Annotated in this window: 23 protein-coding genes; 12 read left to right on the top strand and 11 right to left on the bottom strand. The window is 72.4% G+C overall.

From position 1 onward, the window contains the following. Positions 1–78: 78 nt before the first annotated feature. Positions 79–567, bottom strand: a complete 489-nt coding sequence (locus BJ999_RS10440) for a hypothetical protein (protein ID WP_179833113.1) — start codon at positions 565–567, stop codon at positions 79–81. 703 nt (positions 568–1,270) lie between these two features. Here BJ999_RS10440 and BJ999_RS10435 point away from each other — a divergent pair. Beyond that, the gene (locus tag BJ999_RS10435; protein WP_179833112.1) at positions 1,271–2,551 is read left to right on the top strand and encodes a M14 family metallopeptidase; all 1,281 of its coding nucleotides are present in this window, start codon (positions 1,271–1,273) and stop codon (positions 2,549–2,551) included. Positions 2,552–2,677: 126 nt separating this feature from the next. Here the strand turns inward: BJ999_RS10435 and BJ999_RS10430 are convergent, their stop codons facing one another. Together BJ999_RS10430 and BJ999_RS10425 are read right to left on the bottom strand one after the other, a co-directional pair. Then, positions 2,678–3,646 (bottom strand): TIGR03557 family F420-dependent LLM class oxidoreductase, encoded by a 969-nt coding sequence (locus BJ999_RS10430; RefSeq protein WP_179833111.1) that lies wholly within the window; start codon positions 3,644–3,646, stop codon positions 2,678–2,680. Position 3,647: 1 nt separating this feature from the next. After that, positions 3,648–4,184 carry a ferritin-like domain-containing protein gene (locus tag BJ999_RS10425; protein WP_179833110.1) on the bottom strand — a complete coding sequence of 179 codons (537 nt, stop codon included), beginning with the start codon at positions 4,182–4,184 and terminating at the stop codon, positions 3,648–3,650. 218 nt (positions 4,185–4,402) lie between these two features. On the opposite strand from BJ999_RS10425, the gene BJ999_RS10420 reads away from it, so the two are divergent. The 4 genes from BJ999_RS10420 to BJ999_RS10405 all read left to right on the top strand — a co-directional run bounded on the left by BJ999_RS10420 (position 4,403) and on the right by BJ999_RS10405 (position 7,555). Further along, the gene (locus tag BJ999_RS10420) at positions 4,403–4,678 is read left to right on the top strand and encodes a hypothetical protein (RefSeq protein WP_179833109.1); all 276 of its coding nucleotides are present in this window, start codon (positions 4,403–4,405) and stop codon (positions 4,676–4,678) included. A gap of 98 nt (positions 4,679–4,776) precedes the next feature. Continuing rightward, positions 4,777–5,031: a hypothetical protein gene (locus tag BJ999_RS10415; protein ID WP_179833108.1), complete on the top strand. Its 255-nt coding sequence runs from the start codon at positions 4,777–4,779 to the stop codon at positions 5,029–5,031. Beyond that, a complete protein-coding gene (locus BJ999_RS10410; RefSeq protein WP_179833107.1) occupies positions 5,028–6,344 on the top strand; it encodes a hypothetical protein in 1,317 nt (438 codons plus the stop codon). Before BJ999_RS10415 ends, BJ999_RS10410 begins: the two co-directional genes overlap by 4 nt. 215 nt (positions 6,345–6,559) lie before the next feature. Beyond that, positions 6,560–7,555, top strand: a complete 996-nt coding sequence (locus BJ999_RS10405) for an alpha/beta hydrolase (protein WP_229810487.1) — start codon at positions 6,560–6,562, stop codon at positions 7,553–7,555. Here the strand turns inward: BJ999_RS10405 and BJ999_RS10400 are convergent. After that, the gene (locus BJ999_RS10400; RefSeq protein ID WP_179833106.1) at positions 7,542–8,759 is read right to left on the bottom strand and encodes a PP2C family protein-serine/threonine phosphatase; all 1,218 of its coding nucleotides are present in this window, start codon (positions 8,757–8,759) and stop codon (positions 7,542–7,544) included. The two genes, BJ999_RS10405 and BJ999_RS10400, sit on opposite strands and share 14 nt — an antisense overlap. Before the next feature lie 190 nt (positions 8,760–8,949). After that, positions 8,950–10,773: a serine/threonine-protein kinase gene (locus BJ999_RS10395; protein WP_179833105.1), complete on the bottom strand. Its 1,824-nt coding sequence runs from the start codon at positions 10,771–10,773 to the stop codon at positions 8,950–8,952. Between the two features lie 302 nt (positions 10,774–11,075). Between BJ999_RS10395 and BJ999_RS10390 the strand changes: the two genes are divergently transcribed. The 3 genes from BJ999_RS10390 (at position 11,076) to BJ999_RS10380 (ending at position 14,618) form a co-directional block, all read left to right on the top strand. Continuing rightward, complete coding sequence (locus BJ999_RS10390) at positions 11,076–11,939, top strand: HalD/BesD family halogenase (RefSeq protein ID WP_179833104.1); 864 nt, start codon at positions 11,076–11,078, stop codon at positions 11,937–11,939. A gap of 12 nt (positions 11,940–11,951) precedes the next feature. Further along, positions 11,952–12,761: a class I SAM-dependent methyltransferase gene (locus BJ999_RS10385; protein WP_179833103.1), complete on the top strand. Its 810-nt coding sequence runs from the start codon at positions 11,952–11,954 to the stop codon at positions 12,759–12,761. A gap of 63 nt (positions 12,762–12,824) precedes the next feature. Beyond that, entirely contained in the window at positions 12,825–14,618 is a 1,794-nt protein-coding gene (locus BJ999_RS10380) for a choline/carnitine O-acyltransferase (RefSeq protein WP_179833102.1), read from the top strand. Here BJ999_RS10380 and BJ999_RS10375 read toward each other — a convergent pair whose 3' ends face one another. The 5 genes from BJ999_RS10375 to BJ999_RS10355 form a co-directional block, all read right to left on the bottom strand. Beyond that, on the bottom strand, positions 14,619–15,194 hold the full coding sequence (locus BJ999_RS10375) for an antibiotic biosynthesis monooxygenase (RefSeq protein ID WP_179833101.1): 576 nt from the start codon (positions 15,192–15,194) through the stop codon (positions 14,619–14,621). A gap of 71 nt (positions 15,195–15,265) precedes the next feature. Beyond that, entirely contained in the window at positions 15,266–16,471 is a 1,206-nt protein-coding gene (locus BJ999_RS10370; RefSeq protein ID WP_179833100.1) for an ABC transporter permease, read from the bottom strand. Next, positions 16,468–17,178: an ABC transporter ATP-binding protein gene (locus tag BJ999_RS10365; RefSeq protein WP_179833099.1), complete on the bottom strand. Its 711-nt coding sequence runs from the start codon at positions 17,176–17,178 to the stop codon at positions 16,468–16,470. Before BJ999_RS10365 ends, BJ999_RS10370 begins: the two co-directional genes overlap by 4 nt. Continuing rightward, positions 17,175–18,299, bottom strand: a complete 1,125-nt coding sequence (locus tag BJ999_RS10360) for a peptidoglycan-binding domain-containing protein (protein WP_179833098.1) — start codon at positions 18,297–18,299, stop codon at positions 17,175–17,177. Before BJ999_RS10360 ends, BJ999_RS10365 begins: the two co-directional genes overlap by 4 nt. Continuing rightward, positions 18,299–18,811, bottom strand: coding sequence for a hypothetical protein (locus BJ999_RS10355; protein ID WP_179833097.1), 513 nt, complete (start codon positions 18,809–18,811; stop codon positions 18,299–18,301). Before BJ999_RS10355 ends, BJ999_RS10360 begins: the two co-directional genes overlap by 1 nt. Before the next feature lie 163 nt (positions 18,812–18,974). Here BJ999_RS10355 and BJ999_RS10350 point away from each other — a divergent pair, with 163 nt between their 5' ends. From BJ999_RS10350 to BJ999_RS10335, 4 genes are all read left to right on the top strand, one after another. Next, positions 18,975–19,631: a response regulator transcription factor gene (locus BJ999_RS10350; protein WP_179833096.1), complete on the top strand. Its 657-nt coding sequence runs from the start codon at positions 18,975–18,977 to the stop codon at positions 19,629–19,631. Then, positions 19,628–20,917, top strand: a complete 1,290-nt coding sequence (locus tag BJ999_RS10345) for a sensor histidine kinase (protein WP_179833095.1) — start codon at positions 19,628–19,630, stop codon at positions 20,915–20,917. Before BJ999_RS10350 ends, BJ999_RS10345 begins: the two co-directional genes overlap by 4 nt. A 222-nt stretch (positions 20,918–21,139) precedes the next feature. Then, positions 21,140–21,712: a papain-like cysteine protease family protein gene (locus tag BJ999_RS10340; protein ID WP_179833094.1), complete on the top strand. Its 573-nt coding sequence runs from the start codon at positions 21,140–21,142 to the stop codon at positions 21,710–21,712. Position 21,713: 1 nt separating this feature from the next. After that, positions 21,714–22,508: a hypothetical protein gene (locus BJ999_RS10335; RefSeq protein ID WP_179833093.1), complete on the top strand. Its 795-nt coding sequence runs from the start codon at positions 21,714–21,716 to the stop codon at positions 22,506–22,508. Here the strand turns inward: BJ999_RS10335 and BJ999_RS10330 are convergent. Then, positions 22,505–23,560: a LysR family transcriptional regulator gene (locus BJ999_RS10330; RefSeq protein ID WP_179833092.1), complete on the bottom strand. Its 1,056-nt coding sequence runs from the start codon at positions 23,558–23,560 to the stop codon at positions 22,505–22,507. The two genes, BJ999_RS10335 and BJ999_RS10330, sit on opposite strands and share 4 nt — an antisense overlap. Between the last annotated feature and the right edge of the window lie 15 nt (positions 23,561–23,575).

Raw genomic sequence — 23,575 nt, 5'->3', positions numbered from 1 at the left:
CCCGGCGGTGGCGCCGGGGTCACGGTGCGGAGGGCGGGTTCAGCCGACGTCAGGACCGGACTGCGCCCTCGCCGGGGATCAGGGCTGCTTGTAGTCGTACTTGGCCGTGATCTTGGCCGAGGCCGGGCAGATGAAGCTGCCGCTCGTCTTGGGGACGACCTGGTTGGTGAAGGTGGCGGTGAACGGGAAGTTCGTGGCCGACATGGTGCCGGTCAGGGTGCCGCCGTAGGTGCAGCCGATCGCGCTCATCGAGAAGTTGTTGATCTTGACGGTGGTGCCGCTGAAGGTGCCGCTCCAGGGCAGGGCCCCGGGAGTGACGGTGACACCGCAGCCGCCGGCGCTGGCGGACGTGTAGGACGCGTTGACGCCGCCCGTCAGGACCGAGCCCTTCAGCGTGGAGCTGGTGCAGCTGGCCGGGACTCCCGCGTCGATCACCATGGTGCCGTTGAGGGTGGCGGTGAACGACCCGGTGTTGACGGCCAGGGCGGGGGAGGCCGTCAGGGCGACGGTGCCGGTGGCCGCGACCGCGGTCGCGGCGATGGCGGCGAGCTTCGTGGTACGAGACAAGGGGGGCCTCATTTCGAACGGTGGGCGTCGCGCCTGCACCCGAGGGGTGGGGTGGGAGGTCCGCTGACCCATGCGGGACTCCGCCCATGGCCGATGGGAGAAGTCGCCGTGATTCAGGGACCGGGACCGGGGAACCGCCCTGTCCCCTTCGACATGGGTTCCGACCGGAGTAGAACGCGTTCTAACTCAGACCATAGACAAAGGTCATAGAGGGGTCAATACCCGAACGCGACTCTCCCGTTATCTCGGGATGACACCGATCATAAAATGTCGTTTCGAACGTCCGTAAGTAGCCATCCATGCAGGATACAGACATATCTACAGCCAGCACGCTTGTCCAGCCCCCTCAACCCCTGCTCTCTTCGGCAACGACGTCGAGCGGCGAGGCAAAACTTGTGAGAACCGGTTACACATAGCGCGCAGTGCGCCGGGGGTTACGACGGGTGGCCGATCGGCTGTGAAATTTCACATCCACTCTGATCGGCACTGAAAACCCGCTTCGAACTCGGGAGGCCCGTTATCTCTGATCTGGCGATTCTCCGCAGGTCCGGTTTTGCGGGGCCATCGTGCCGGCCCACCGGCGGCCATTGTCAGGCGGGCGGTTCCGGTCCATCGTGACGGGACCGCGAGCGTCCGTGAACGTCCGCAGGGACCCCGCCGCGCGACGAGCGGGCGCGTAGAGCCGAACGGCAGGTACCCCGTCATGACAAGCCCCCGCCGATTGCGTTCCCTGCTCGCCGTCCCGTCGGCGCTGGTGCTGGCCCTGGCCGGGCTCACGGCGCCGTCCGCCGCGTCGGCGCCCGGCCCCGAGACCGCCGGGCAGTACGTCGTGACCGGTCTCCGGACCGGCCAGCAGCGCAGCCTGGTCGCCCGGACCGGAGCGGCGATCGGCGCCGTCCGGGCGGGCGGGCTGGAGATCAGCGCCATCCCTTCGGAGGTCAGGGCGATCCGGCGGCTCGGCTTCGCCGTGAGGCCGGCTCCCGTCCAGACCGCGAACCCGAGCGCGGCCCCGAGCACCGCGGCGACGTCGTACCACACGTTCGCCGAGATGCGGCAGGAGGTCGACTCCGTCGTCGCCGCCCACCCGCAGATCGCCCGCCAGTTCGTCGTCGGCAAGTCCTACCAGGGCCGCGACATCGTCGGCGTGAAGATCAGCGACAACGTGGCGACCGACGAGAACGAACCCGAAGTGCTGATCATCGCCAACATCCACGCGCGCGAGCGGCTCACCGCCGAGCAGGCGCTCGACTACATCGGGCAGCTCACCACCGGGTACGGGTCCGACAGCCGGATCACGAACCTGGTGAACGCGCGCGAGATCTACGTCATGCCGATGGTCAACCCGGACGGCCAGGTCTACGACATGACCAGCGACACCCAGCCGGGCCGGATGTGGCGCAAGAACCGCCAGCCCAACTCCACGTCCACGGGCACGGACCTGAACCGCAACTTCGCCTACAAGTGGGGCTGCTGCGGCGGCTCGTCCGGCAACGGCTCCAGCGAGACCTACCGGGGCACCGGCCCCGAGTCCGCCGTCGAGACGAAGGTCCTCGCCGACTTCGTGCGCAGCCGGGTCGTGGGCGGCAAGCAGCAGCTCGGGATGTTCCTGGACATCCACTCGAACGCGGAACTGGTGCTGTGGCCGTTCGGCTACACCTACAACAACACCGTCCCCGGCTCGATGTCCGCCGACGAGGAGGCCGCCCACCGCACCATCGGCCGGGAACTGGCCTCGACGAACGGCTTCGCGCCCGAGCAGTCCAGCGACCTCTACATCACCGACGGGACCACGGACGACTACACGTGGGGCCAGCAGCGCATCTTCTCGTTCACCTTCGAACTGGCCGGAGGCAGCTTCTACCCGGCGCCGTCCGCGATCGCCGGTGAGGTCCAGCGCAGCCGCGAGGCCCTGCTGCGGCTCACCGACTACGCCGACTGCCCCTACCGGGCCATCGGCAAGCAGGGGCAGTACTGCGCCGCCTGACGTCAGCAGACCTTGAAGGTGCGGGTGACCTCCTGGCGGGTGGGGCTGATCAGGACCGTCGGACGGCGTGAAGTCGCGGTGGACGACGCCTTCTCGCGTCCGCCCCCGCCGGGAGGCCCCGGGCCCTCAGCCGAAGCGCTCGCGCAGGGCCGGCAGGAGGTCGGCCTCCGCCCAGGTCCGGAAGTCCTTCTGGTGCTCGGGCCCGGACTGGCAGAACGAGATGTGGGTGAAGCCCGCGTCGGCCCACTCCTGGACGGCCTCGACGTAGTCGTCCACGTCGTCGCCGCAGGGGACGGACTCCACGACGTCCTCCGGGCGGACGGTCTTCGTGGCGGCCTCGAAGTTCACCGGGCCCGGCAGCTCGGCCATCACCTTCCACGCCGGGGCGGAGAACTTCCACGTGCTGTGGGCGCGGTGCTTGCACTCCTCATAGTCGTGGCCGAAGGCCACGGGGATCTGCCCGTAGACGGGCTTGCCGGCGCCGCCCTCGCGGTGGAAGAGCTCGACGACCTCCGGAACCGGCTGGTCGGAGATGAGCAGGTCCGCCTGCTCGGCGGCGAGCCGGCCGGCGCGCGGGCCGAAGGCCGCCATGCCGATCCGGACGGGCTCGTCGGGCAGGTCGTACAGCTTCGCCGAGTCCACGGTGAAATGCCGGCCCCGGTAGTTGACGTAGTCGCCGCCGAACAGCGCCCGGATGATCTCCACGGCCTCGGCGAACATCTCGTGCCGGACGTCCACCGACGGCCAGCCGCGCCCGACGACGTGCTCGTTGAGGTTCTCCCCCGCCCCGAGGCCGAGCGTGAACCGGCCGTCGGACAGCACGCCCATCGTCGCGGCCTTCTGCGCCACCACGGCCGGGTGGTAGCGCATGATCGGGCAGGTCACGAACGTCATCAGCGGGATGTGGTGGGTGGCCTGGGCGAGCGCGCCGAGCACCGACCAGGCGTAGGCGGAGTGGCCCTGGCTCTCCAGCCACGGGAAGTAGTGGTCGGAGATGACCGAGTAGGCGAAGCCCGCCTCCTCGGCCTCCACGAGGTCGGTGACGAGCTGCTTGGGCGGCGTCTGCTCGCAGAGCAGCGTGTATCCGAATTCCATGTCAGATCCCCAGTAGGTCCGTGAGATCGTCGGCGTGCTCTTCCTCTTCGGCGAGGATGTGCTCCATCAGCCGGCGGGTGGTCACGTCGCCGTCGCCGAGCCAGCGGATGATCTCCTGGTAGGACTCGATGACGATCCGCTCGGCGACGAGGTTCTCCTCCAGCATGCTCTTCAGGTCGTTCTCGTCGAACGTCCTGTAGGTGGTGTGGGAACGCTCGGCCAGCGTCCTCGGATCGAAGTCCGGCTGCCCGCCGAGCTGGCTGATGCGCTCCGCGGCGCGCATCGCGTGGCCGCGTTCCTCGGCGGCGTGCTCGCTGAACTCCGCCGACACCTGCGCCCGGTCGATCCCCGTCGCGCTGATCGCGTGCTGCGCGTAGCGCATCCAGCACACGATCTCGGTGGCGAGGACGTCGTTGAGGACGCCGATGACCTCCTCGGCGCTCCGGCCGTAGCCCGCGGTCACGGGGCCGTCGGTCATCTTGGTGCGCGCGCGTTCCCTGATCGCCGCGACGTCGATGCTGAAGCTGCTCTCGGCCATGCACTCCTCCTGATCAGCACGGATATGGGCTCCCCTACCCAGCCGGGGCCACTCATGCCTGGGCGCCGACGCGAGGAACCTGCGACCCAGAGGGTTACTTGGCCACCGTACGTAACATCTGCTATACGTAGAGCTACCTCACTCCGACCTGGGGCGAGGGAAGGGACATCCGGTATCCACCTTGAGATCCGGGCGTGACAAGGAAGAAAAGGAACCACATGAAGTCCTTCAGCTACACCGAGCTGGACAAGCTCGCCGGTGAGATCCTGCCGGAGCGGGCCGTGCTGTCCACCCTTCTCGTCGGGGGCGGCGAGAACGAGAACGTCAACCTCAACCACGGCGGTGGCGACGGCGGCACGACCGCGGTCGTGAACGCCTGCCAGAGCCAGCAGACCCGCCCCGACAGCGGCCTGCTGCAGCTCGTCGGCCTGCACGCTCAGAACGACGCCAGCTCGATCGCCTGCGTGCCGGGCACCGCGATCTCCGGTCACTGAACCGAGCGTGCTCTACCGCGGGTCTAGGCCCGCACCCGGAAGGGCTGGCGGCTTCCGCCAGCCCTTCCCCCTTCCTACACATAAGCGAAAGCGATCCCATGAGCCCTTCCAACCCTCAGAAGCTCACCTACGCGGAACTGGACCGGTTGACCGGGGAGGTCCTCCCGCGGCGGCTCGCGCTGTCCGCCGGGAACGGCGGCGGCGACGGCGGCGGCGACACCGAGGTGTTCTACGCCTGCCAGGCCACCCAGTCCGCCGGCACGTCCGGCCTGCTCGGCACCGGCCTGCTCGCCGAGGCCCCGACCTCCACGGTGACCTGCGTGCCCGCCGTCGTGGTGCACGACGCCCCATGACCGCGCCCGCCGCCCTCACCCTGCCCTCGCTGGTGGACGGCGCCGAACTCGTCGGCGAGTTCAAGAACTCCGGGTACCGGGAGCCGCCGCAGCTGGTCCGCCTGCCGAACCGGCAGCTCGTCCGGCTGCCCCCGCTGCTCTTCCTCGTCGCCAGGGCGCTGCACGAGCACCGCCACCTGGCGGCCGAGCGCGACGTGGTCGCCTCGCTCGAAACGGTGGCCGACTCGGTCAGCCGGGAGGCGGACGCGCGGCTGTCCGCCGAGCAGATCGTCTACCTGGTGGACCGCAAGCTCGCCCCGCTCGGCGTCACCACGTTCAGCGACGGCACCGACCCGCAGCTCGTGCGGTCCGACCCGTTCCTGGCGCTCAAGTTCAAGATCGCGGTGTTCCCCGAGTCGGTCACCTGGTTCATCGGAGGCCTGTTCGCCTGGCTGTTCCGCCCCTGGGTGATCGCGCCCGTGCTCGCCGCCTTCCTTGCCGGCGAGGTCTGGGTGCTCACGTCCAAGTCGATCGCCGACGCGCTGTCGATGGCGATCCTGAAACCGGTCAGCATCCTGCTGGTGTTCGGGCTCGGGATCGCCTCGTGCGCGTTCCACGAGATCGGGCACGCCTCGGCGTGCCGGTACGGCGGCGTCCGCCCCGGGGTCATGGGCTGCGGCATCTACCTGGTGTGGCCCGCGTTCTACACCGACATCACCGAGTCGTACAGGCTCGGCCGCGCCGGTCGGCTCCGCGCCGACCTCGCCGGCGTCTATTTCAACGCCATCTTCATCATCGGGCTGACCCTGCTGTACATGCAGACGGGGTTCGCGCCGCTGATCGTCGCCATCATGTACGTCAACCTGGAGATCGTGCAGCAGCTGCTGCCGACGCTGCGGTTCGACGGGTACTACATCATGTCCGACCTCATCGGCATCCCCGACCTGTTCCGCTACATCGGGCCGATCCTGCGCCGGACGCTCCTGCGGCGCCCGGCCGACGCCCGCCTCGACGACCTCAAGCGCTGGCCCCAGATCTTCGTCACGGTCTGGGTGCTGACGGTGATCCCCATGCTGGCGTTCCAGCTCGCGCTGATCGTCACCCAGGTCCCCGGGCTGGTGGCCAAGGACTGGGCGATGGTGCGCAGGCTCGCGTCCGCCGCCGCCGACGGCGCGGGGCCCCTCACGCTGCTCACCTCCGGGCTCCAGATCGTCCTGCTGGTCCTGCCGCTGATCGGCGTGGCGTTCATCCTGTACAGCATGGCCCGCGGGCTGGTGCGGTGGGTCGTCCGCTACGTGAACGCGCCCGTGGCCAAGGCGGCCTCCGGCACCTGACGGGCCCCTCTCACCAACGCGCCGGGGGCCGCCAGGGGGGCACCCGGCGCGTTCCCCGTTCAGGGAAATGCATTTTATAAGCTTTTCGGTTTGCGCTTCGGAGCCCAGGGGCCCGGGAATCCCCGGGGCACGGGAGAGAAATTCCGCACAAAGGAGCTCTCCCCTTTCCCAAGGCCGGCACATCCTCACGGCCGGTGTTTCCGGAAGGCCCCGCGTTGCTCCGTCGCCCCACCCCCGCCGCATGGCTGGGGGCCTTCGCGCTCCTCCTGCCCCTCGTGCTCGCGAACCGGTCCATGGCGGCCGCCCCGGCCCGCGCCGAGGTCGTCGCCGAGACGGCCGTCGCGCCCCGCACCCTGGACCTGACCATCGCCTCGCCCGCCATGGACGGCCGCCAGAAGGTACGGCTCCTGCTCCCGCCGGGCTGGTCGCGGCACGCGGCGCGCACCTGGCCCACGCTGTGGCTGCTGCACGGCGGCGTCGACGACCACACCGCCTGGACGCGCGACACCGACGTCGCGGAACTCACCGCCGGCACCGGCGTCATCGTCGTCATGCCGAACGGCGGCCGCTGCGGCAATTACTCCGACTGGTGGAACTACGGGAACGGCGGCCCGCCGCGCTGGGAGACGTTCCACATGACCGAAATGCGCGGCATTCTCGAACGGGACTACGGCGCGGGATCGCAGCGCGTGATCGCGGGCAATTCCATGGGCGGCCTCGGCGCCATGCTGTACGCGGCACGGTTCCCCGGCGCGTTCGCGGCCGCGGCGGCGTTCAGCGGCTACCTGGACACCCTGCACGGCCACGAGCCGGGCGACGACTCGACCGGATGGGGGCCCTCCATGGCCTGCCCCGGCACCGACTGGCGGCGGGTGTGGGGCGACCCCGACGACCAGGCCGCGATCTGGCACGCCCACAACCCGACCGACCTCGCGGGGCGGCTGCACGGCGTCCGGCTCTGGGTGGCGAGCGGGAACGGCCGGGCCGGGTCGCTCGGCGGGCTGCCGTTCACCGACCCGGTGGAGGCCGGCGCGAACGACCACGCGCACGCGTTCGTCGACCGGTTGCGAGCCCTCGACGTCCCGGTGACCGCCCGCTTCTTCGACGGGCAGCACGACTGGCCGTACTGGCAGCGCGACCTGCACGAGGCGTACCCGATGCTCATGGACGCCCTGGGGCTCGGCCCCTGCTCCGGGCTCAGTCGTTCTTGAGCCGCTCGGAGGCGTCCCCCACGCCGAGGGGACCGTGCCATTCGAGGAGCAGGACGGTGGCGTCGTCGTCCAGGCGTCCCGCGTGGTGCTCCAGGATGCTGTGGACGAGGCGCCGCAGCGTCTCGGGGACCGACAGCCCGTCGGCCTCGCGCCGGATGATGAAGTCGACGAACCGGTCCAGCCCGAACTCCTGCTTGCTCGGGTCGCGGGCCTCCACGATCCCGTCGCTGTAGAACAGGACCCGGTCACCCGGTTCCAGCTGCTCGCTGCACAACTCCGGCTGCACGCCGAGGCCGGTGCCGAGCGGGGCGCCGGGCGGGCACTCCAGCGTGGTGACCCACCGCGACCCGCGGATGACGACGGGGGGAGGGTGCCCGTGCGAGATCCACGACAGCACGCCCGACGGCAGGTCGAGCTCGGCCAGCACGGCCGTGACGAAGCGCCCGCTCGGGTCCTGTTCGAGCAGCGCCGCCTCGATGGCCTGCGCCGTCTCGACGAGCCCGGCCCCCTGGATGCGGCTGTTGCGGCAGGCCGCGACGGCGAGGTTGGAGGTGAGCCCGGCGGCGGTGTCGTGGCCCATGGCGTCGAAGATCGTGAGATGGACGGTCTCGCCCGCGAGGGCGTAGTCGAAGGTGTCGCCGCCCAGCATGTAGGCCGGTTCCAGCGCGGCGCCGATGACGACCTGGTCGTTGCCGAAGGTCATCGGGGGCAGCAGCCGCCACTGCATCTCCGCCGACACGGTCATGTCCCTGGTCCGCACGAGGCGGGAGAAGGAGTCGCTGTACGGGCCCTTGCTGACGATGATCAACGCGACCAGGCCGGCCAGGGACTCGGCCTCCTCAAGGGCCCGGGCGTCGTCGCGGCGGACGGTCACGCGCAGCACGCCGAGCCGCTCGGCCCCGTCGAGGATCGGCACCCAGTACTGGCAGTTCCCGCCGTCGACGGCCTGACCGGCCGCGGTCTCCATCGTCTGGAAGGCCCGGCCCGCGACCGTCCCGTCGACCCTCAGCTCCGGGGTCTCGGCTCCGGGGTTCCGCCCGGCGTCCGGCCCCTCGCCCGTCAGCAGGCGCAGCACCGTCTGCTGGAGATCCACGACGTAGATGACCGCGTCATGGAGGCCCTGGTCGGCGGCGTGCCGGGCCACCGCGCCCGGCAGCTGCTCCATCGACATCAGATGGCTCGCCGCCAGCAGCTCTCTCAGCATCGGTTCGCCGCCCTGCCTGCTCGGTTTCTCGGGGGCTCGTGCACTCCACCGTCCCGCGGGCGGACCACCGTGCTCCAGGACCGCATTCCCCCCTTTACCGGACCCTACCCTCCCGGCCGCCGTGCATGTGGCCTCCGGTCCGGGCGTCCCCGCACGGGAAACCGCTGGTGAGCGGCGAGCCGGGCCGCCATCAGGACCGCGACGGCGAGGGACCTGAGGGCAGCAGCGCGACGATCCCGGGCTTCAGCAGGCCGCGGACGTTCGCGTAGGAGGTGCCGAAGTTCAGGTTGCCGCAGCCGTCGCTGCCGCCCGCCAGGAAGGAGAGCTCGAAACCCGTGGGGGTGAAGAACGGGTTCAGGATCGGCGGCAGGGTCCTCTCCGGCGCCCCCGAGTCCTGGTGGGGGGAGAGGTCGGAGAGGTCGAACGGCCCGTCGGAGCCGCAGTCCTGCCACCGGCGCTCATGGAGGGCCGGCTTCTGCGGGACGAGCGACCGGAGCCGGCGCACGCCGTCCGAGGTGAGCGTCGCGGGCTGGAAGACGTCGGCCGCGGTGAGCCGGCGGCCGGTGCGCAGGTCGACGGTGACGACCTCGCCGCCCGGGGAGCCGTCCGCCTGCTGGCAGTTGTCCGACAGCATGTAGTAGCGGACCGACACCAGGCGCGGGCCGCGCAGCCCGAGCCTCGTCTCGGTGCCCACCTTCACGGGCTTGCCCCGGCAGTCGATCGAGGTGGCCAGCCTCCTCGCCGACGCGACGAGCCGGTCCACCGGCCCGCGGAGCTCGGCGTTGACGCGGCGCTCCAGTGCGGGGTCCTTCAGCCCGCTGACCTTCGGATACCGCGCGTTCTGGACCTCGATCGCCGGGCCGGTGAGCCGGCGGTTGTCGGCGGCCAGGGTGACGACGGCGGCGGGCTCGGCCGCGGGTGGCGCGGGCTTGCCGTCCTGCACCGCGTAGACGACGCCGCCCGCCGTCCCCGCGACCACGGCGGCGCCCGCGGCGGCCATCGCGCCCTTGCCGGCCGCGGTGGCGAGGAATCCCTTGCTCACGGCCGCCCCCGTGGTCCCCACGCCGCCCGCGCCGCCGGCCGTGCCCGCCGTGCCCGCCGCGCCCGCCGTGCCCGCGGTAGCCCCGGCCGCCCCGACCGCGCCCGGCGCGACGGCGAGGGCACCGAGCGGGAACAGCGCGGCCAGCGCGACCGCGGCGGCGGCCAGGGCGCGCACGCCCCGCTGCTCCCAGTCGCCCCCGTACGCGGCGACGGCGGCGGTGTCCAGCCGCGTGACGAACTCCGCCGCGCCCGGCGGCCGCTCCCCCGGGTCCTTCGCCATCCCCTGCAGGACGAGCTGGCGAAGAGGCCCGGGCACGTCCCGCACGTCGACCTGCGCGGTGAGGTGCTGGTTCATCAGGGCCGCCCGTTCGGCCGTCGCGAACGGGCGCCGCCCGGTGACGCACTCCACGAACACGCACGTCGCGGAGTACACGTCGGTGGCGGGGCTGGCGGGATCACCGCGCCACTGCTCCGGCGCCATGTAGACGGGCGTCCCCGCGAACGAGCTGCCGCCCGCCAGGACGGCGATGCCGAAGTCCACGAGCTTGCTCAGGCCGTCGCCCTGCACCACGACGTTCGCCGGCTTGTAGTCGCGGTGCACGACCCCGACGGCGTGGGCGGCCGCGAGCCCGAGCAGCGAGCCCTTCAGCACGAGCAGCGCGGCCTCCGGAGTGAGGGCCCCGTGCTCGCGCAGCACCTCCTTCAGGGACGCGCCGTTCACCGCCTCCATCACGATCGCCGCGCCGTGCTCGCCCTCCACGAACTGGTAGAGGCGGGCCACGTACGGGCTCGTCAGGCGCCCCAGCATCTGCGCCTCGGACCGCAGCGCCTCGACCGCGCCGGCGTCCCCGCCTGCCAGGTACTTGATCGCGACCGGGGTCCCGGACCCCGTGTGGCGGGCCAGGACGACCCGTCCCTGCGCCCCCCGTCCGAGTTCGCGCTCCTCGGTGAACCCCGTCAGCCGCCAGTCCATCCCGCGCTCCCGCCGTTCTTCGGATCATGCTTCACAGGACGGTGACGCCACCGTGTGAGGAAAGGTTCGCGGAAAGTCCGCACGACCGCCACATCCATGAGCCGGACCCGGCCCCCGGGACGCCCCGGTGAGATGGGACACACCGCCAGCGGCGCGCCCCCGGGCCCGGGAGCGTTCGAAGCCACAGGTCACGGGCCGCGCTTATCATTCCATGACAAAGCGCGGAGGAAAAGCGCGGCCGGGAATTCACGGAAGGAATGTGCTACAACCCGTTGGGGTTCGCCGACCGCGAAAGGATCTTCATGGGCGCAGCGGAGGCTCTCGCGGGGGTCGTCGACACGGAGCGCTATCCGCTGGCCGCGCCGGGCGGCGCGGGATGGGACGTCCTCGTTTCCCGGACCAGGCAGGAACTGGCGAAAACGGGCTGCTGCGTGCTGCCCGACTTCATTCACCCGGCATTGCGGGACGTGCTGCGCGCGGAATGCGAGGCGATCGCTCCGCACGCGCATTACGACGTCGAAACGGTGAACGCCTACAACATCGACGTGAGCACGCCATTGCCGCAGGACCATCCGGGGCGCATCACCGTCGAGCGGGGCAACGCGTTCGTCGCCCGCGACCACATCCCCGCGGACTCCGTCGTCCACCGGCTCTACGCGAGCGGGCACTTCCAGCGGTTCGTGGCGGCCTGCTTCGGGCTGCCCCGGGTGCACGAACTGGCCGACCCGCTGTCGGGGCTCGTCCTCAACGTCGTCAACCCGGGAATGGAGCATCCCTGGCACTTCGACACCAACGAGTTCACGGTCAGCCTGCTGACGCGGGAGCCCGAGGACGGGGGCGTCTTCGAGTACTGCCCGAACATCAGGTCGGCGGAGGCGGAGAACTTCGGCGACGTGCGCCGCGTGCTGACCGGGCACGGCGGTGACCTCGTCCGCCGGCTCGCGCTTCGCCCCGGTGACCTGCAGCTGTTCAAGGGACGGTACTCGCTGCACCGGGTCGCCGCGGTACGGGGGAACACGGCGCGGCACACGGCGATCCTCGCCTACAGCGAGCGCCCGGGGGTCATCGGCAGCGTGGCGCGCACGAGGCAGCTCTTCGGCCGCGTCCTGCCCGAGCACCTGGCGGCGGAGGGGCGCGCCGTCCGGGTCGACCGGCTGCTGGACTAGGAGGCACCGCCCGTGAGCACGGACGCCACAGGGAAGATCTCGCTCGACCACATCTACACCAGCCCCGATCCCCGCGCCTACTTCGGCACGCTGCGCGAACTCCACTACGACATCCCGGAACTGGCCAAACCGCAGTTCCATCGGATCATCGCCGAATACCGGGAGGCGCGCGGCGTCCCGGTCCCCACCGTTCTCGATATCGGCTGCTCCTACGGCATCAATGCGGCTCTGCTGAAATACGGCGTGACGATGGCGGACCTGTACGATCGCTACGGCGGTCCCGACGCCCTCGGATACACCCGCGCCAGGCTTCTGGCCCGAGACCGGGAGTTGGTCCGTTCCCGTGAAGCGACGAGCCGCCTGCGTTTCCTCGGCCTGGACGCCTCCGACAACGCCCTTTCCTACGCGCTCGAAGCCGGCTTCCTCGACGGCGCCGTCCACGCGGATCTGGAGAGCGGCGAGCCGACCGTGGAGCAGCGCGCCCAACTCGCCGGAACGGATCTGGTCATCTCGACGGGGTGCCTCGGCTACGTCACCGAGCGCACCCTCTCCCGCGTCGTCGAGGCGCACGGGGAGCGCAGGCCGTGGATGGCGCACTTCGTGCTGCGCATGTTCCCGTTCGACCCGATCGCCGAGGTGCTCGCGACCGCCGGATACACCACCGTCCGCCACGACGGCCTGTTCCGGCAGCGGCGGTTCGCGACGCCGCAGGAGCAGGCGCTCGTCCTGGACCGGCTCGCCGAGGTCGGCGCCGACCCGAGCGGCCTGGAGGCCGGCGGCTGGTTCTACGCGCAGCTCTACGTCTCCCGTCCACGCGACTGATTTCTTCCGACCGGTCGCGCAGAAGCGACCGCCGCAGGGAACGAACAGAACAAGAGGATCGATGTGAACGCCGGCGAAGAACTGTCGTCCCGCACCTTCGGCAACGAGGAGCGCCTGCCGCGGGTGCCGCTGCCCACGCTCGACGCGACCTGCGAGCGGTTCCTCGAATGGTGCGGGCCGCTGCTGACCGCGGACGAGCGGGCCCGGACGGAGTCGGCGCTGGCCTCGTTCGCCCGCCCGGACGGACCGGGACGCACGCTGCACGCGGCGCTGGAGCGCTACGACGCGAGCGAGGGGGTGGAAAGCTGGCTGGACACGTTCTGGCCCTACCGCTACCTCGGCCGCCGCGACCGGATCGCGCTGAACGCCAACTTCTTCTTCCTGTTCAAGGAGTCACCGCAGGGGCAGGTCGAGCGCGCGGCCGGGCTCATCGCCGGGGCGCTGGACTACAAGCTGCGGCTCGACCGGGAGGAGATCCCGCCCGTCGTGCAGCGCGGCCGGCCGCTGTCGATGGCGCAGAACCGGTACCTGTTCTCCACGACCCGCATCCCCGGCGCCGAGCAGGACACCGTCCGCGCCCCCTACACCGCCGAGTGGCCGGGCCCGTCGGACGCCCGCCACATCGTGGTGCTGTTCCGCGGCAACATGATCCGGATGGACGTGCTGGGTCCCGACGGCCACCCCCACACGCTGGAGGAGCTGCGGGCGGGCCTGGCCGCCGTCATGAAGGCGGAGGCCGCGCCGGAGCCGTCCGCCGGGCACCTCACCACCAAGGCCCGCGCCGAGTGGGCGGCGAGCCGGGAGGCGCTGCTGGCCCTCGGCAACACCAAGGCGCTCGACGACATCGAGACCGCGCTGTTCTGCGTGTGCCTGGAGGACCTCGTCCCCGAGAACACCCTCGACGCCTGCGACCACCTGCTCCACGGCGACAGCGCCAACCGCTGGTTCGACAAGGCCGTCTCCTTCGTCGTGTTCGGGGACGGCACCGCGGGCATCAACGTCGAGCACTGCGGCCTGGACGGCACGACGATCCTCAGCTTCGTCGACGCGCTGCTGGGCGAACCCCCGGAGAAGCCGTCGCAGCGGTCGGGCGCACGGTCGCAGGGGCTCCCGGTCGTCGAGGCGATCGAGTTCACCCTGGACGACGCCCTGCGGCGCGACATCGGCGACGCCGCGGCGGCCTTCGCCGGCTACGGGGCGGCCACGGCCACCGCGACCGTGTCGTTCGACGACTTCGGCACCGACCACATCAAGCGGCTGAAGATGTCGCCGGACGCGTTCGTCCAGATGGCCTACCAGCTCGCCCACAAGCGCGCGAAGGGCCGCGTCGGCGCCACCTACGAGTCGATCGCCACCCGCCAGTACCGGAACGGGCGCACCGAGGCGATGCGGGTCGTCACTCCCGAGGTGCTCCGCTTCGTCGACGTCATGGACGACCCGGCGGCCGGGGCCGCGCCGCGCCGTGACGCCTTCCGCGCCGCCGCCGACGCCCATGTCCGGCGGGCCAAGGAATGCCAGGCGGGCCAGGCGCCCGAGCAGCACCTCTGGGAGCTCCAGCTCATCCAGAAACGGCGCGGCGCCGAGCTGGGCGTCACCGAGCCGCTCCCGCTGTTCGAGTCCCCCGGGTGGCTCGTCATGCGGGACGACTACCTGAGCACCAGCTCCGCGCCGTCGGTCAACATCCGCTACTTCGGGTTCGGCTCGACCAGCGAGCAGTGCATCGGCGTCGCCTACGTCCTGCTTCCCGACCGCCTCAACGTCTACCTGAGCACCCCGCGGCCGGTCGCGGACGCGATGCTGGAGTTCGCCGACCGGCTCCGCGAGGCCGTCCGCGAACTCCGGGACCTGCTGGCGTGATCATCGACCGGGCCTGGCCGGCCGGTGCGTCCGCCCGATCGGGTAGAGCCAGCGCCGGAACACCCGGCTGAGCCCGGGCATCACGAGCACGGTGAGCAGCGGGATCACGATGACCGGGAACGTCAGCGCCCGCAACGGCAGCGGCCACCCGTTCGTCAGCGGCGTGACGAACGCCTGCAGGAGCAGGCTGAGCGGGTACACCGCGCAGAAGGTGACCACGATCATCTTGAGCTTGGAGGGCGGCGGCACGGACTCGCCTGGCAGGTTGAACCACGTCTCCAGCCCGGTGGTGTTCTGCCAGTGCTCATCGGCGATCCCGCTGACCCGCTCGATCCACTCCGCGCGCTCGTCGGAGTTCAGCCACCCCTCCAGCCGCTCCTGGTCGGCGAAGTTCACGACCGTGTAGTACCGGTGCCGCGATCCCTCCGCGCGCAGCCAGGTGGCGCCCATGTGGCCGGCGTACCGGGTCGCGACCTCGTGGAGCCCCGCCGCCCACTCCTCGAAGTCGCGTTCCCGGCCGGGCTTGACGTCCCAGGTGAACACGATCGTGACGGGCTCGGTCTCCGTTGAAGCCATGGCTGAGATCTCACCCGTCCCGCCCGGTCCATGCACACCGGTCCCGTCCGGTCCATCCGCGTTCGTGCCGATCAGGTCGCGGCGAGCGCCTCGGTGGGGCTGAGGCGGGACGCCCGGATCGCCGGGTACAGGCCGGCGACCGCGCCGATGAGCAGGGTCGCGGCGACGCCGCCGAGCACCGCCCACGCGGGGATGACGACCGGCCATCCCTGGGAGACGGCGTAGCCGGCGGTGACCAGCGCGCCGACGGCCGCCCCGGCGACGCCGCCGAGCGCCGACAGCAGCAGCGACTCGGCGAGGAACTGCGTGCGGATCTGGCCGCGGGTCGCGCCGAGGGAGCGGCGCAACCCGATCTCCGACCGCCGCTCCAGCACCGAGATGACCATGGTGTTGGCGACCCCCACGCCGCCGACCAGCAGCGCGACCGCGCCGAGGCCGAGCAGCAGCCCGGTGAACGCCTCGCCCGCCGCCTTCTTGGCCGCCAGGGCGTCCGAGGGCCGCGACACCTCCACCTCGTTCGGCGCCTGCGGGGCGGCGGTCGCGGCCAGCACGTCCCGGACGTCCTCGACGCTCGCCTCCGCCGACCGGGTGTAGATCGTCGTCGGATGGCCGTCGAAGCCGAGCCGGGACTGCGCCGCGGCCCAGCCGACCAGCGCGGCGCTGTCCAGCTCGGGGGCCAGCTCCGCAGGCTCCAGGATGCCGATCACGGTGAACCAGCGGCCGCCGATCAGCACCTGGGCGTCCGGGGCCGCGTGCCCGATCCCGAGCCGCCGCGCGGCGGTCGAGCCGAGGACCGTCGCGGGGAAGCCGCCGGTCGCGGCGTTCAGCCACACGCCGCCGCGCAGCCGCGCCCCCGTCGCGGCGCGCAGGTCGGTGCGGGTCGCGTACGCCGAGATCCCGTTGGTCTCCGTCTCGGGGATCTTGCCCGTCCGGTAGACCTTCGCGCCGTCCAGCAGGCCGGTCGCCGACACCTCCCGGACCGGGGCGATCCGCGCCACCATGGCCTCCGACTCCAGGGGCAGCTGCGCCTTCTCGCCGGTCAGGGTGCTGCCGGGCGAGACGGTCAGCAGGTTGGTGCCGAGCGCCGCGAGGGCCCGGTCGAGGTCGGCGCGGGAGGAGGAGGACACCCCGACGACCGCGACCATCGCGGCGATCCCGATCGCGATGCCGAGCGCGGACAGGAACGCCCGCATCGGCCGGGTCCGCAGGCCGACCGCGCCGACCCTGAGCACGTCGCCCGGCCACAGCCGCGCCGGCTGCAGCGTCCCCGCCGTCATCGCGCCGCCTCCGCCACGCGCGGGCCGCCGCCCGGCGAACCGTCCACCGCGGAGTCGTCCACCACCCGGCCGTCGCGCATCCGGACGCGGCGGGGCAGGGCCGCCGCGATCTCCCGGTCGTGCGTGATGATCACGACGGTGGTGCCGGCGGCGTGCAGCTCGCGCAGCAGCCCCATCACCCCCTCGCCGGACACCGAGTCCAGCGCGCCGGTCGGCTCGTCCGCGAGCAGCAGCGCGGGCTCCCCGGCGACCGCCCGCGCGATCGCGACCCGCTGCCGCTCCCCGCCGGACAGCTCGTGCGGCTCGTGGTCCAGCCGGTGGCCGAGCCCGACCCGCTCCAGCGCCGCCGCGGCCCGCCGCCGCCGCGCCGCCGGGCGCAGCCCGGAGTACAGCAGGCCGTCCGCGACATTGTCGATCGCCCGGGTCCCGGCCGCCAGGTGGAAGTGCTGGAAGACGAACCCGATGCGGCTCGCGCGCAGCGCCGACAGCCGCGCGTCCGCGAGCCGCCCCACGTCGTGGCCGTCGATGCGGATCTCGCCCGAGGTGGGGCGGTCCAGGGTGCCGAGCATGTTGAGCATGGTCGTCTTGCCGGAACCGGACGGGCCGACGATCGCGACCAGCTCGCCCGCGTCGACGTGCAGCGACACTCCGGCGAGCGCGTGCACTCCGCCCGGATAGGACTTCCTCACGTCCCGCAGTGTGATCATTTCGGTACCCCCACGAGCGCGCCCTCGGCGATCCCCGGCCCGGAGACCTCGACCTTCCCGTCGGCGAACAGCCCGGTCTCGACCGGGACGTAGGACGACGCCCCGCCCTTGACGACCTCCACGCCGAAGCCGCCCTCGCGCAGCGCGACCAGCGCGGACACCGGCACCGTCAGGACGTTCTCGCGCCTGCCCGCGGTGAACCGGACGTCGGCCGAGGCGAGCGCGTAGCGGGCCGCGGCCTTCCTGGCCGCGGCGGAGTCGAGCCAGATCGTGACCTCCACCTTCGTCGCCGGGTCCTCGCCCTGCTCGCCCGGCTCGATCACGGTGGTGACCTCGTCGATCTCGGCCGTGACCGGCCGGCCCTCCGGCAGGGTCACCTCCACCCGGGCGCCCTTCTTCGCCAGCCGCTGGTCGGCGGTGTCCAGCTCGACCGTGACGGCCTGCGTGGTCCCGGTGTAGCCGAGGATCTTCTTGCCGGGCGCGGCCGGCTCGCCCGGGTTGGCCGTGACGGTCTCGATCCGGACGGGCCCGCCCGCGTACGCGACCCGCCCGACGTCGACGGTCCCGGTCTGCGGCGCGCCGATGTCGTCCTGCCACTCCCGGACCGCCTCGGCGGTGCCCGAGGTGTACTCGTCGTCCACGGTGAAGCCGTCGTAGCCGAGCGCGCTGAGGTTCTGCTCGAACCGCTTCACGTCGGACCCCTCGGTCCCGATCCGCAGCGGCCGGTAGGACGGCTTGGACCCGTACATCAGCACGACGGGATCGCCGTCGAGCTCGTACAGCCGGCGGCCGCGGGTGACCTCGTCCCCGCTCTCGGGCAGCCAGGTGATCGTCCCTCGGGCCTGGCTCGTCGCGTTCAGGGTCGGGCCGTAGCCGAGCCGCCCGTCCTCGGTCTGGGTGTCGCTCAGCGTCTCCCGGGCCACCTTCGCCGTGCCGGGCGGCAGGGCCGCGGCCCGCCCGCCGCCCCGGTCCCCGCCGGCGGCGAGCACCGCCACGGTGGCGGCGCCGCCCGCCGCGACGACGGCGGCGACGGCCAGAGCGATCCTCAGGCGCGGCCGGCCGCGGCGGGCGCGGCGGCCCTCCCGCTCGGCCGGCGCGCGTTCCGCGATGGTCTCCTCCATCACTTCCTGCCGCCCTGCAGGACCTTCTCGCACGCCTGCTGCGCGGTCTCCAGGTCCGGGTCGTCGCCGACCGTGTTCTTGTCGATCCGGATGCCGGGCTGGTTCGGGTCGGGGTCCGGGAACTTCTCCACGCCGTTCTTGCGCATGCACGCGGCGAACTCGCGCGCCTGCTCCTGCATCTTCGGATCGGGCGCGCCCGTGCGGTCGTCCATGGGGTTGTACTGCCGGCACGCCTCCATGGCCTTGTCCATGGCGCCCTTGTCGCCCTTGGACTGGATCCGGATGCCGCCGCCGGGCTTCGGGTCCTCCATGTCGACGCCGTGCTCGCGCATGCACTGGGCGAACTTGACGCCGCGCTCCTCCGGGCTGAGCTGCTCGCCGCCCTGCTCGGCGCCGCCCTGCTTGGCGCCCCCGTTCGCCGACGCCACGGTGTCGTCCTTGTCGTCCGAGCCGCACCCGGTCAGGGTCAGCGCCAGCGCGAGCGGCAGCACGGTCAGGATCCTCAGTCGCATGTCTCCTCCTCGTCCGGCCGGAGCGGTTCCGGCCGGCGAGGAGGATGCAACCCGGCGGGGCGTTTCCCCCGTGTTTCCGCCCTCAGGCGTTTTCGCGCCGGAGATGATCACTAACGGAAACGAAACACGGTCTCCGGCACCATCGTCCTTCGGAGGAGGCTTCATGAGAGTGCTGGTGGCAGAGGACGAGCGGCTCCTGGCCGACGCGATCGCCGAGTGGCTTCGCGACGGCGCGCACGCCGTCGACCTGGCCCATGACGGCGCGGCCGCCCTGGAGCGGGTCACCGTCAACGACTACGACGTGGTCGTGCTGGACCGCGACCTGCCGCTCGTCCACGGCGACGACGTGTGCCGCGAGATCGTCCGGGGCGGGAGCGCGGCCCGGATCCTGATGCTCACCGCCGCCGCGGAGGTCACCGACCGCGTCGACGGGCTCGGCCTCGGCGCCGACGACTACCTGACCAAGCCGTTCGCGTTCCCCGAGCTCGCCGCCCGCGTCCAGGCGCTCGGCCGCCGCTGCCGCCCGGCCGCGCCGCCGACGCTGCACCGCGCCGGCATCACCCTGGACCCGGCGCGCCGCGAGGTGTTCCGGGACGGGCGCTACGTGCCGCTCGCGCGCAAGGAGTTCGCCGTCCTCGCCGAGCTGCTGCGCGCCGAGGGCGCCGTCGTGTCCGCCGAGCAGCTCCTGGAGAAGGCGTGGGACGAGCACGCCGACCCGTTCACCGGCGCCGTCCGCCTGACCGTCCTCAAGCTGCGCCGCAAGCTCGCCGACCCGCCCGTCGTCGAGACCGTCAAGGGAGCGGGGTACCGGATTCCATGAGGCTGTCGCTGCGCGCCCGGCTCACCCTCACCTACGGCGGCCTGTTCCTCGTCGCCGGCGTGGTGCTGCTCGGCGCGACCTACGCCCTGTTCGACCAGCAGCTCTCGCGGTCCGGCACGAAGGTGCTCGCGACCCGGCTCACCCCGGCCCCCGGCACCTCGCCGCCGGCCGGGGCCGCGCAGGGGGCCAGGCAGGAGACCAGGCAGGAGGTCGCGCAGGAGGCCAGGGCGATGGCCGACGCCGACCGCTGGATGCGCGACCAGCGCGAGGAGCTGCACGACGCCGCCGTCACCTCGCTGGTCACCCAGGGGTCGATCGCGCTGCTGGTCGTCGGGGGCGCCGCGGCGGGCTTCGGCTGGCTCATCGCGGGCCAGGTCCTGTCCCCGCTGCACCGCGTCACCGAGACGGCCCGCCGCATCGCCGGCTCCCCCGCGGCCGACCGCGGCCTGCACGAGCGCATCGCCCTGCGGGGCCCGCGCGACGAGGTCAAGGAGCTCGCCGACACCTTCGACGCGATGGTCGAGCGCCTCGACCGCTCCTTCGACGGTCAGCGCCGCTTCGTCGCGAGCGCCTCCCACGAGCTGCGCACCCCGCTCACCCTCGGCCGCGCGCTGGTCGAGGTGGCGATGCACCGCGAGTCGGCGTCCCCGGACGTCCGGCAGCTCGGCGAGACCCTCCTGCAGATCAACGTGCGGCACGAGCGCCTCATCACCGGCCTGCTGCTGCTCGCCCGCTCGGAGAACGAGATCACCACCCGGGCCCCGGTGGACCTGGCGGACGTCGTCGCGCACGTCGCCGCCCAGACGGCGCTCGAAGCCGACGGCTCCGGCATCACCGTCGAGACCGACAGCGCCGAGGCCATGACGGCGGGCGACGCGCTCCTGCTGGAACGCGTCGTGCAGAACCTGCTGGAGAACGGCCTGCGCCACAACACCGACTCCGGGTGGGTCTCCGTCTCCTGCCGCACCGAGGGCGGCCGCGCCGTCCTGGAGGTCGCCAACTCCGGCCCCGCCGTCCCGCCCTACGAGATCCCGGCCCTCTTCGAGCCCTTCCGCCGGCTCGACAGCGACCGCGTCGTCACCGCGAAGGGCGCCGGTCTCGGCCTCTCCATCGTCCAGTCCATCGTCCGCGCCCACAACGGCACCGTGACCGCCGCGCCCCGCCCGGAAGGCGGACTCACCGTCACCGTCGCCCTCCCGTCCGCGGAGCCGGAGCCGGATCCAGATCCGGAGACGGAGACGGAGAGGGAGCACGGCGGCCGTGGGAGAACCGCCGCCCGCGCCTAGGCGCAGCCGCCTTTGGGGAGAAAAGCCGAGTTCACCGGGGTCATACCCGTTTGTTATGGCCTGCTGGCATTACCCGGCTCGGACCGCGAATGAGACTTTTATCGCGTTCCTCCGGCCTCTCGCGGCCTCCCCGCCCGGACTCTCCCCCGGCACCGGACGGGAATCGCTCCGCTCCCCCGCGAGAGGCGGTACGACCTTCGCCGGGAGAAGAGGCGGAAGCGCATGAGAACGCGTACCCGACCCGCCCGGGCACGCCGGCGGCTCGCGGCCGGACTCGCCGGGGTGGCGGCCGCCACCCTCGCGGCGTCCACCGGCGTCGCCTCGGCGCAGGACCTGCCGATCACGCAGCAGGTGCAGCAGCAGGACCAGTGGTGCTGGGTCGCCAGCGGCCTGACGATCGCCAAGTTCTTCGGCAAGGGCAACGTCAGCCAGAACGACTTCTGCGCCCTCGGACGCGGCTACCCGCGCGGCAGCTCCTGCCCGAACCAGGCCGGCTACCTGGAGTACGACCAGCGCGCGTTCCAGGCGCTCGGCGTGTCCCCCGGCCAGGTCAGCGGCCCCCTGTCCTACCAGTCGGTCACGACCGAGATCAACGGGCGGCGGCCGATCCTCACCGGCATCTACTGGACGGCCGGCGGCGGCCACGCCCAGGTCATCTACGGCTACTCCGGCCAGACGGTCTCCTACGGCGACCCGTGGCCGTCCAGCCCCCGGTACGGGGAGATGGCCTACAGCAGCTACGTCAACAACTACCAGTTCCGCTGGGGCCAGGCCCTGTCCAGGATCGGAGGCTGACATGCGCACGACTGCGAGAGTCGCGGCCGGAGCCCTGATCGGCGGGACGGTCCTGATGGGCGGCACCGCGGCGCCGGCCGCCGGGCCGTCCTCCGACGAGGCCGCCGCCGCGAAGGCCGCCTCGTCCCCCGCCGCGCAGCAGCGCCTCGGCGAGTTCTTCGTCCACCTCGACCAGCACCAGCGCGGGCAGCTGGTGAACCAGGCCGTGCCCAAGGCCGCCGCGCAGGCCAAGGCCCCGCGCCTGGAAGGGGCCGTCCAGCGCGTCCACTCGCTGAACCCGGCGTTCGTGAAGGGGGACGGCGGCGCGCCCGTCGCGACCTTCGCCTACATGGCGGTCGGCGCGGCGTCGGCGAGCGGGCAGCACGCGACGGTGTGGCTGACCAGGACCGGTGCGAGCTGGCAGGTCATGAACGTCATCTCCGGGTCGGAGGAGGCGGTCTACCCGGCGCGGGCGCAGGGCGGCACGGTGTTCACCGAGCCGCAGATCCACGCGTGGTACCGGCTGAAGGACGGCCGGGTCACCGCGCTCAACGACACCGCCGCGTCGTCGGTCGGCAGGTCCGGCGTCACGGTGGCGGCGTACCGGAGGCTCGTGCGCTCCCGGTACGCCGACAAACTTCCGGGCACCGCCTACCAGCGGTCCGGGAGGCTCGGCGGCTTCTCGCCCGCGACCGGCGTCAGCGATCCGGCGCCGGACAGGGGCCCGGCGCCCGCTCTGCTGGCACTGGGTGCGGGCGGCGCGGTGACCGCCGCAGGTGCCGCCCTCGTGCGGCGCCGCCGCCAGGGCGGCCACTAGCCGCCCTCCCGCGGGTTCCGGGAACCGCCCCCCTCCCCGGGACCCGCACCGGCGCCCGTCCCCGCGCCCGCCGCCGGGCCTGCGGGGACGGGCAGCGCCGGGTGCGCCTCGGGATGCTCGTCCCACCAGTCGCCGTAGACGCGCTGGGCCCGGACGAGGTCCAGGTAGACGTCGTCGAAGACGCCGCGCAGCCGGGCCGCCGCCCGCCCGGCCTCGGGCCGCCACATCAGGACGACCCGCTGGCCGAGCGGGTCACCGGTGATCCGGCGGAACGCGACCCCGTCGCGGGGGGCGGCGGTCGGCTGGTAGATGCCGACGGCGCGCCCGGACCGGATGAGCGAGGCCGAGATCTGCCAGTCCGTCGCCCAGTACCTGACCTGCGGCCGGAATCCCGCCTCGGCGCACGCGCCGCGCAGGTACGCGGGCCAGGGGCCGTCGTCGAGCGGGTCGTCGATCCAGTCGTGGTCGGCGAGGTCGGCCAGGTCGACGGTCGCGCCGGCGGCGAGCGGGCTGGAGCAGGACATCCCGACGAGCGCCGGCTCGCACTCGACGAGCACGAGCCGCTCCAGGCCGTCGCTCGGCCGCGGCGGATGGCCGACGGGCTCCTGGAACAGCCCGATGTCGAGGGTGCCGGAGCCGAGCAGCACGGGGATGCGCCCCCCGCCGGGGTCGACGCGCAGATGCAGCCGCGACTCCGGGGACAGCGAGCCGAGATGGTCGCTGAGCCGCGTGAGCGCCGGGCACGCCTGCACCCCGACCCGCAGCAGCGGCATGGCCGCGGGCTCGCTGAGCCGGTGCGCGAGCGCGGCGTTCAGGTCGTCGATGCCGGCCAGCGCGGCCCGGGCGCGGGTGGCGACCTCGGCGCCGACCGGCGTCGGCGTGACGCCCTCCGGGGAGCGGACGAACAGCTGCACGCCGAGGTGGCCCTCGACCCGGCGCAGCATGGTGCTGACGGCGGGCTGGGTGAGACCGAGCCGCGCGGCCGCCTTGCTGATGCTGCCGGTCGCGGCGATCGCCTCGATCATCCTGAGGTGGTGGGGGCCGAGGTCCACGAGCGCGCTCCTGAC

It is taken from the genome of Actinomadura citrea (assembly GCF_013409045.1).
GTDB lineage: Bacteria > Actinomycetota > Actinomycetes > Streptosporangiales > Streptosporangiaceae > Spirillospora > Spirillospora citrea.
Note: the sequence above shows the minus strand (reverse complement) of the source record. Positions and strands in the feature narration are given on the sequence as shown.

Coding starts and splice junctions, on each gene's coding strand:
- BJ999_RS10435 (WP_179833112.1), top strand. CDS start 1,271: ATGACAAGCCCCCGCCGATTGCGTTCCCTGCTCGCCGTCCCGTCGGCG.
- BJ999_RS10430 (WP_179833111.1), bottom strand. CDS start 3,646: ATGGAATTCGGATACACGCTGCTCTGCGAGCAGACGCCGCCCAAGCAG.
- BJ999_RS10425 (WP_179833110.1), bottom strand. CDS start 4,184: ATGGCCGAGAGCAGCTTCAGCATCGACGTCGCGGCGATCAGGGAACGC.
- BJ999_RS10420 (WP_179833109.1), top strand. CDS start 4,403: ATGAAGTCCTTCAGCTACACCGAGCTGGACAAGCTCGCCGGTGAGATC.
- BJ999_RS10415 (WP_179833108.1), top strand. CDS start 4,777: ATGAGCCCTTCCAACCCTCAGAAGCTCACCTACGCGGAACTGGACCGG.
- BJ999_RS10410 (WP_179833107.1), top strand. CDS start 5,028: ATGACCGCGCCCGCCGCCCTCACCCTGCCCTCGCTGGTGGACGGCGCC.
- BJ999_RS10400 (WP_179833106.1), bottom strand. CDS start 8,759: ATGCTGAGAGAGCTGCTGGCGGCGAGCCATCTGATGTCGATGGAGCAG.
- BJ999_RS10395 (WP_179833105.1), bottom strand. CDS start 10,773: ATGGACTGGCGGCTGACGGGGTTCACCGAGGAGCGCGAACTCGGACGG.
- BJ999_RS10390 (WP_179833104.1), top strand. CDS start 11,076: ATGGGCGCAGCGGAGGCTCTCGCGGGGGTCGTCGACACGGAGCGCTAT.
- BJ999_RS10375 (WP_179833101.1), bottom strand. CDS start 15,194: ATGGCTTCAACGGAGACCGAGCCCGTCACGATCGTGTTCACCTGGGAC.
- BJ999_RS10370 (WP_179833100.1), bottom strand. CDS start 16,471: ATGACGGCGGGGACGCTGCAGCCGGCGCGGCTGTGGCCGGGCGACGTG.
- BJ999_RS10365 (WP_179833099.1), bottom strand. CDS start 17,178: ATGATCACACTGCGGGACGTGAGGAAGTCCTATCCGGGCGGAGTGCAC.
- BJ999_RS10360 (WP_179833098.1), bottom strand. CDS start 18,299: ATGGAGGAGACCATCGCGGAACGCGCGCCGGCCGAGCGGGAGGGCCGC.
- BJ999_RS10355 (WP_179833097.1), bottom strand. CDS start 18,811: ATGCGACTGAGGATCCTGACCGTGCTGCCGCTCGCGCTGGCGCTGACC.
- BJ999_RS10350 (WP_179833096.1), top strand. CDS start 18,975: ATGAGAGTGCTGGTGGCAGAGGACGAGCGGCTCCTGGCCGACGCGATC.
- BJ999_RS10345 (WP_179833095.1), top strand. CDS start 19,628: ATGAGGCTGTCGCTGCGCGCCCGGCTCACCCTCACCTACGGCGGCCTG.
- BJ999_RS10340 (WP_179833094.1), top strand. CDS start 21,140: ATGAGAACGCGTACCCGACCCGCCCGGGCACGCCGGCGGCTCGCGGCC.
- BJ999_RS10335 (WP_179833093.1), top strand. CDS start 21,714: ATGCGCACGACTGCGAGAGTCGCGGCCGGAGCCCTGATCGGCGGGACG.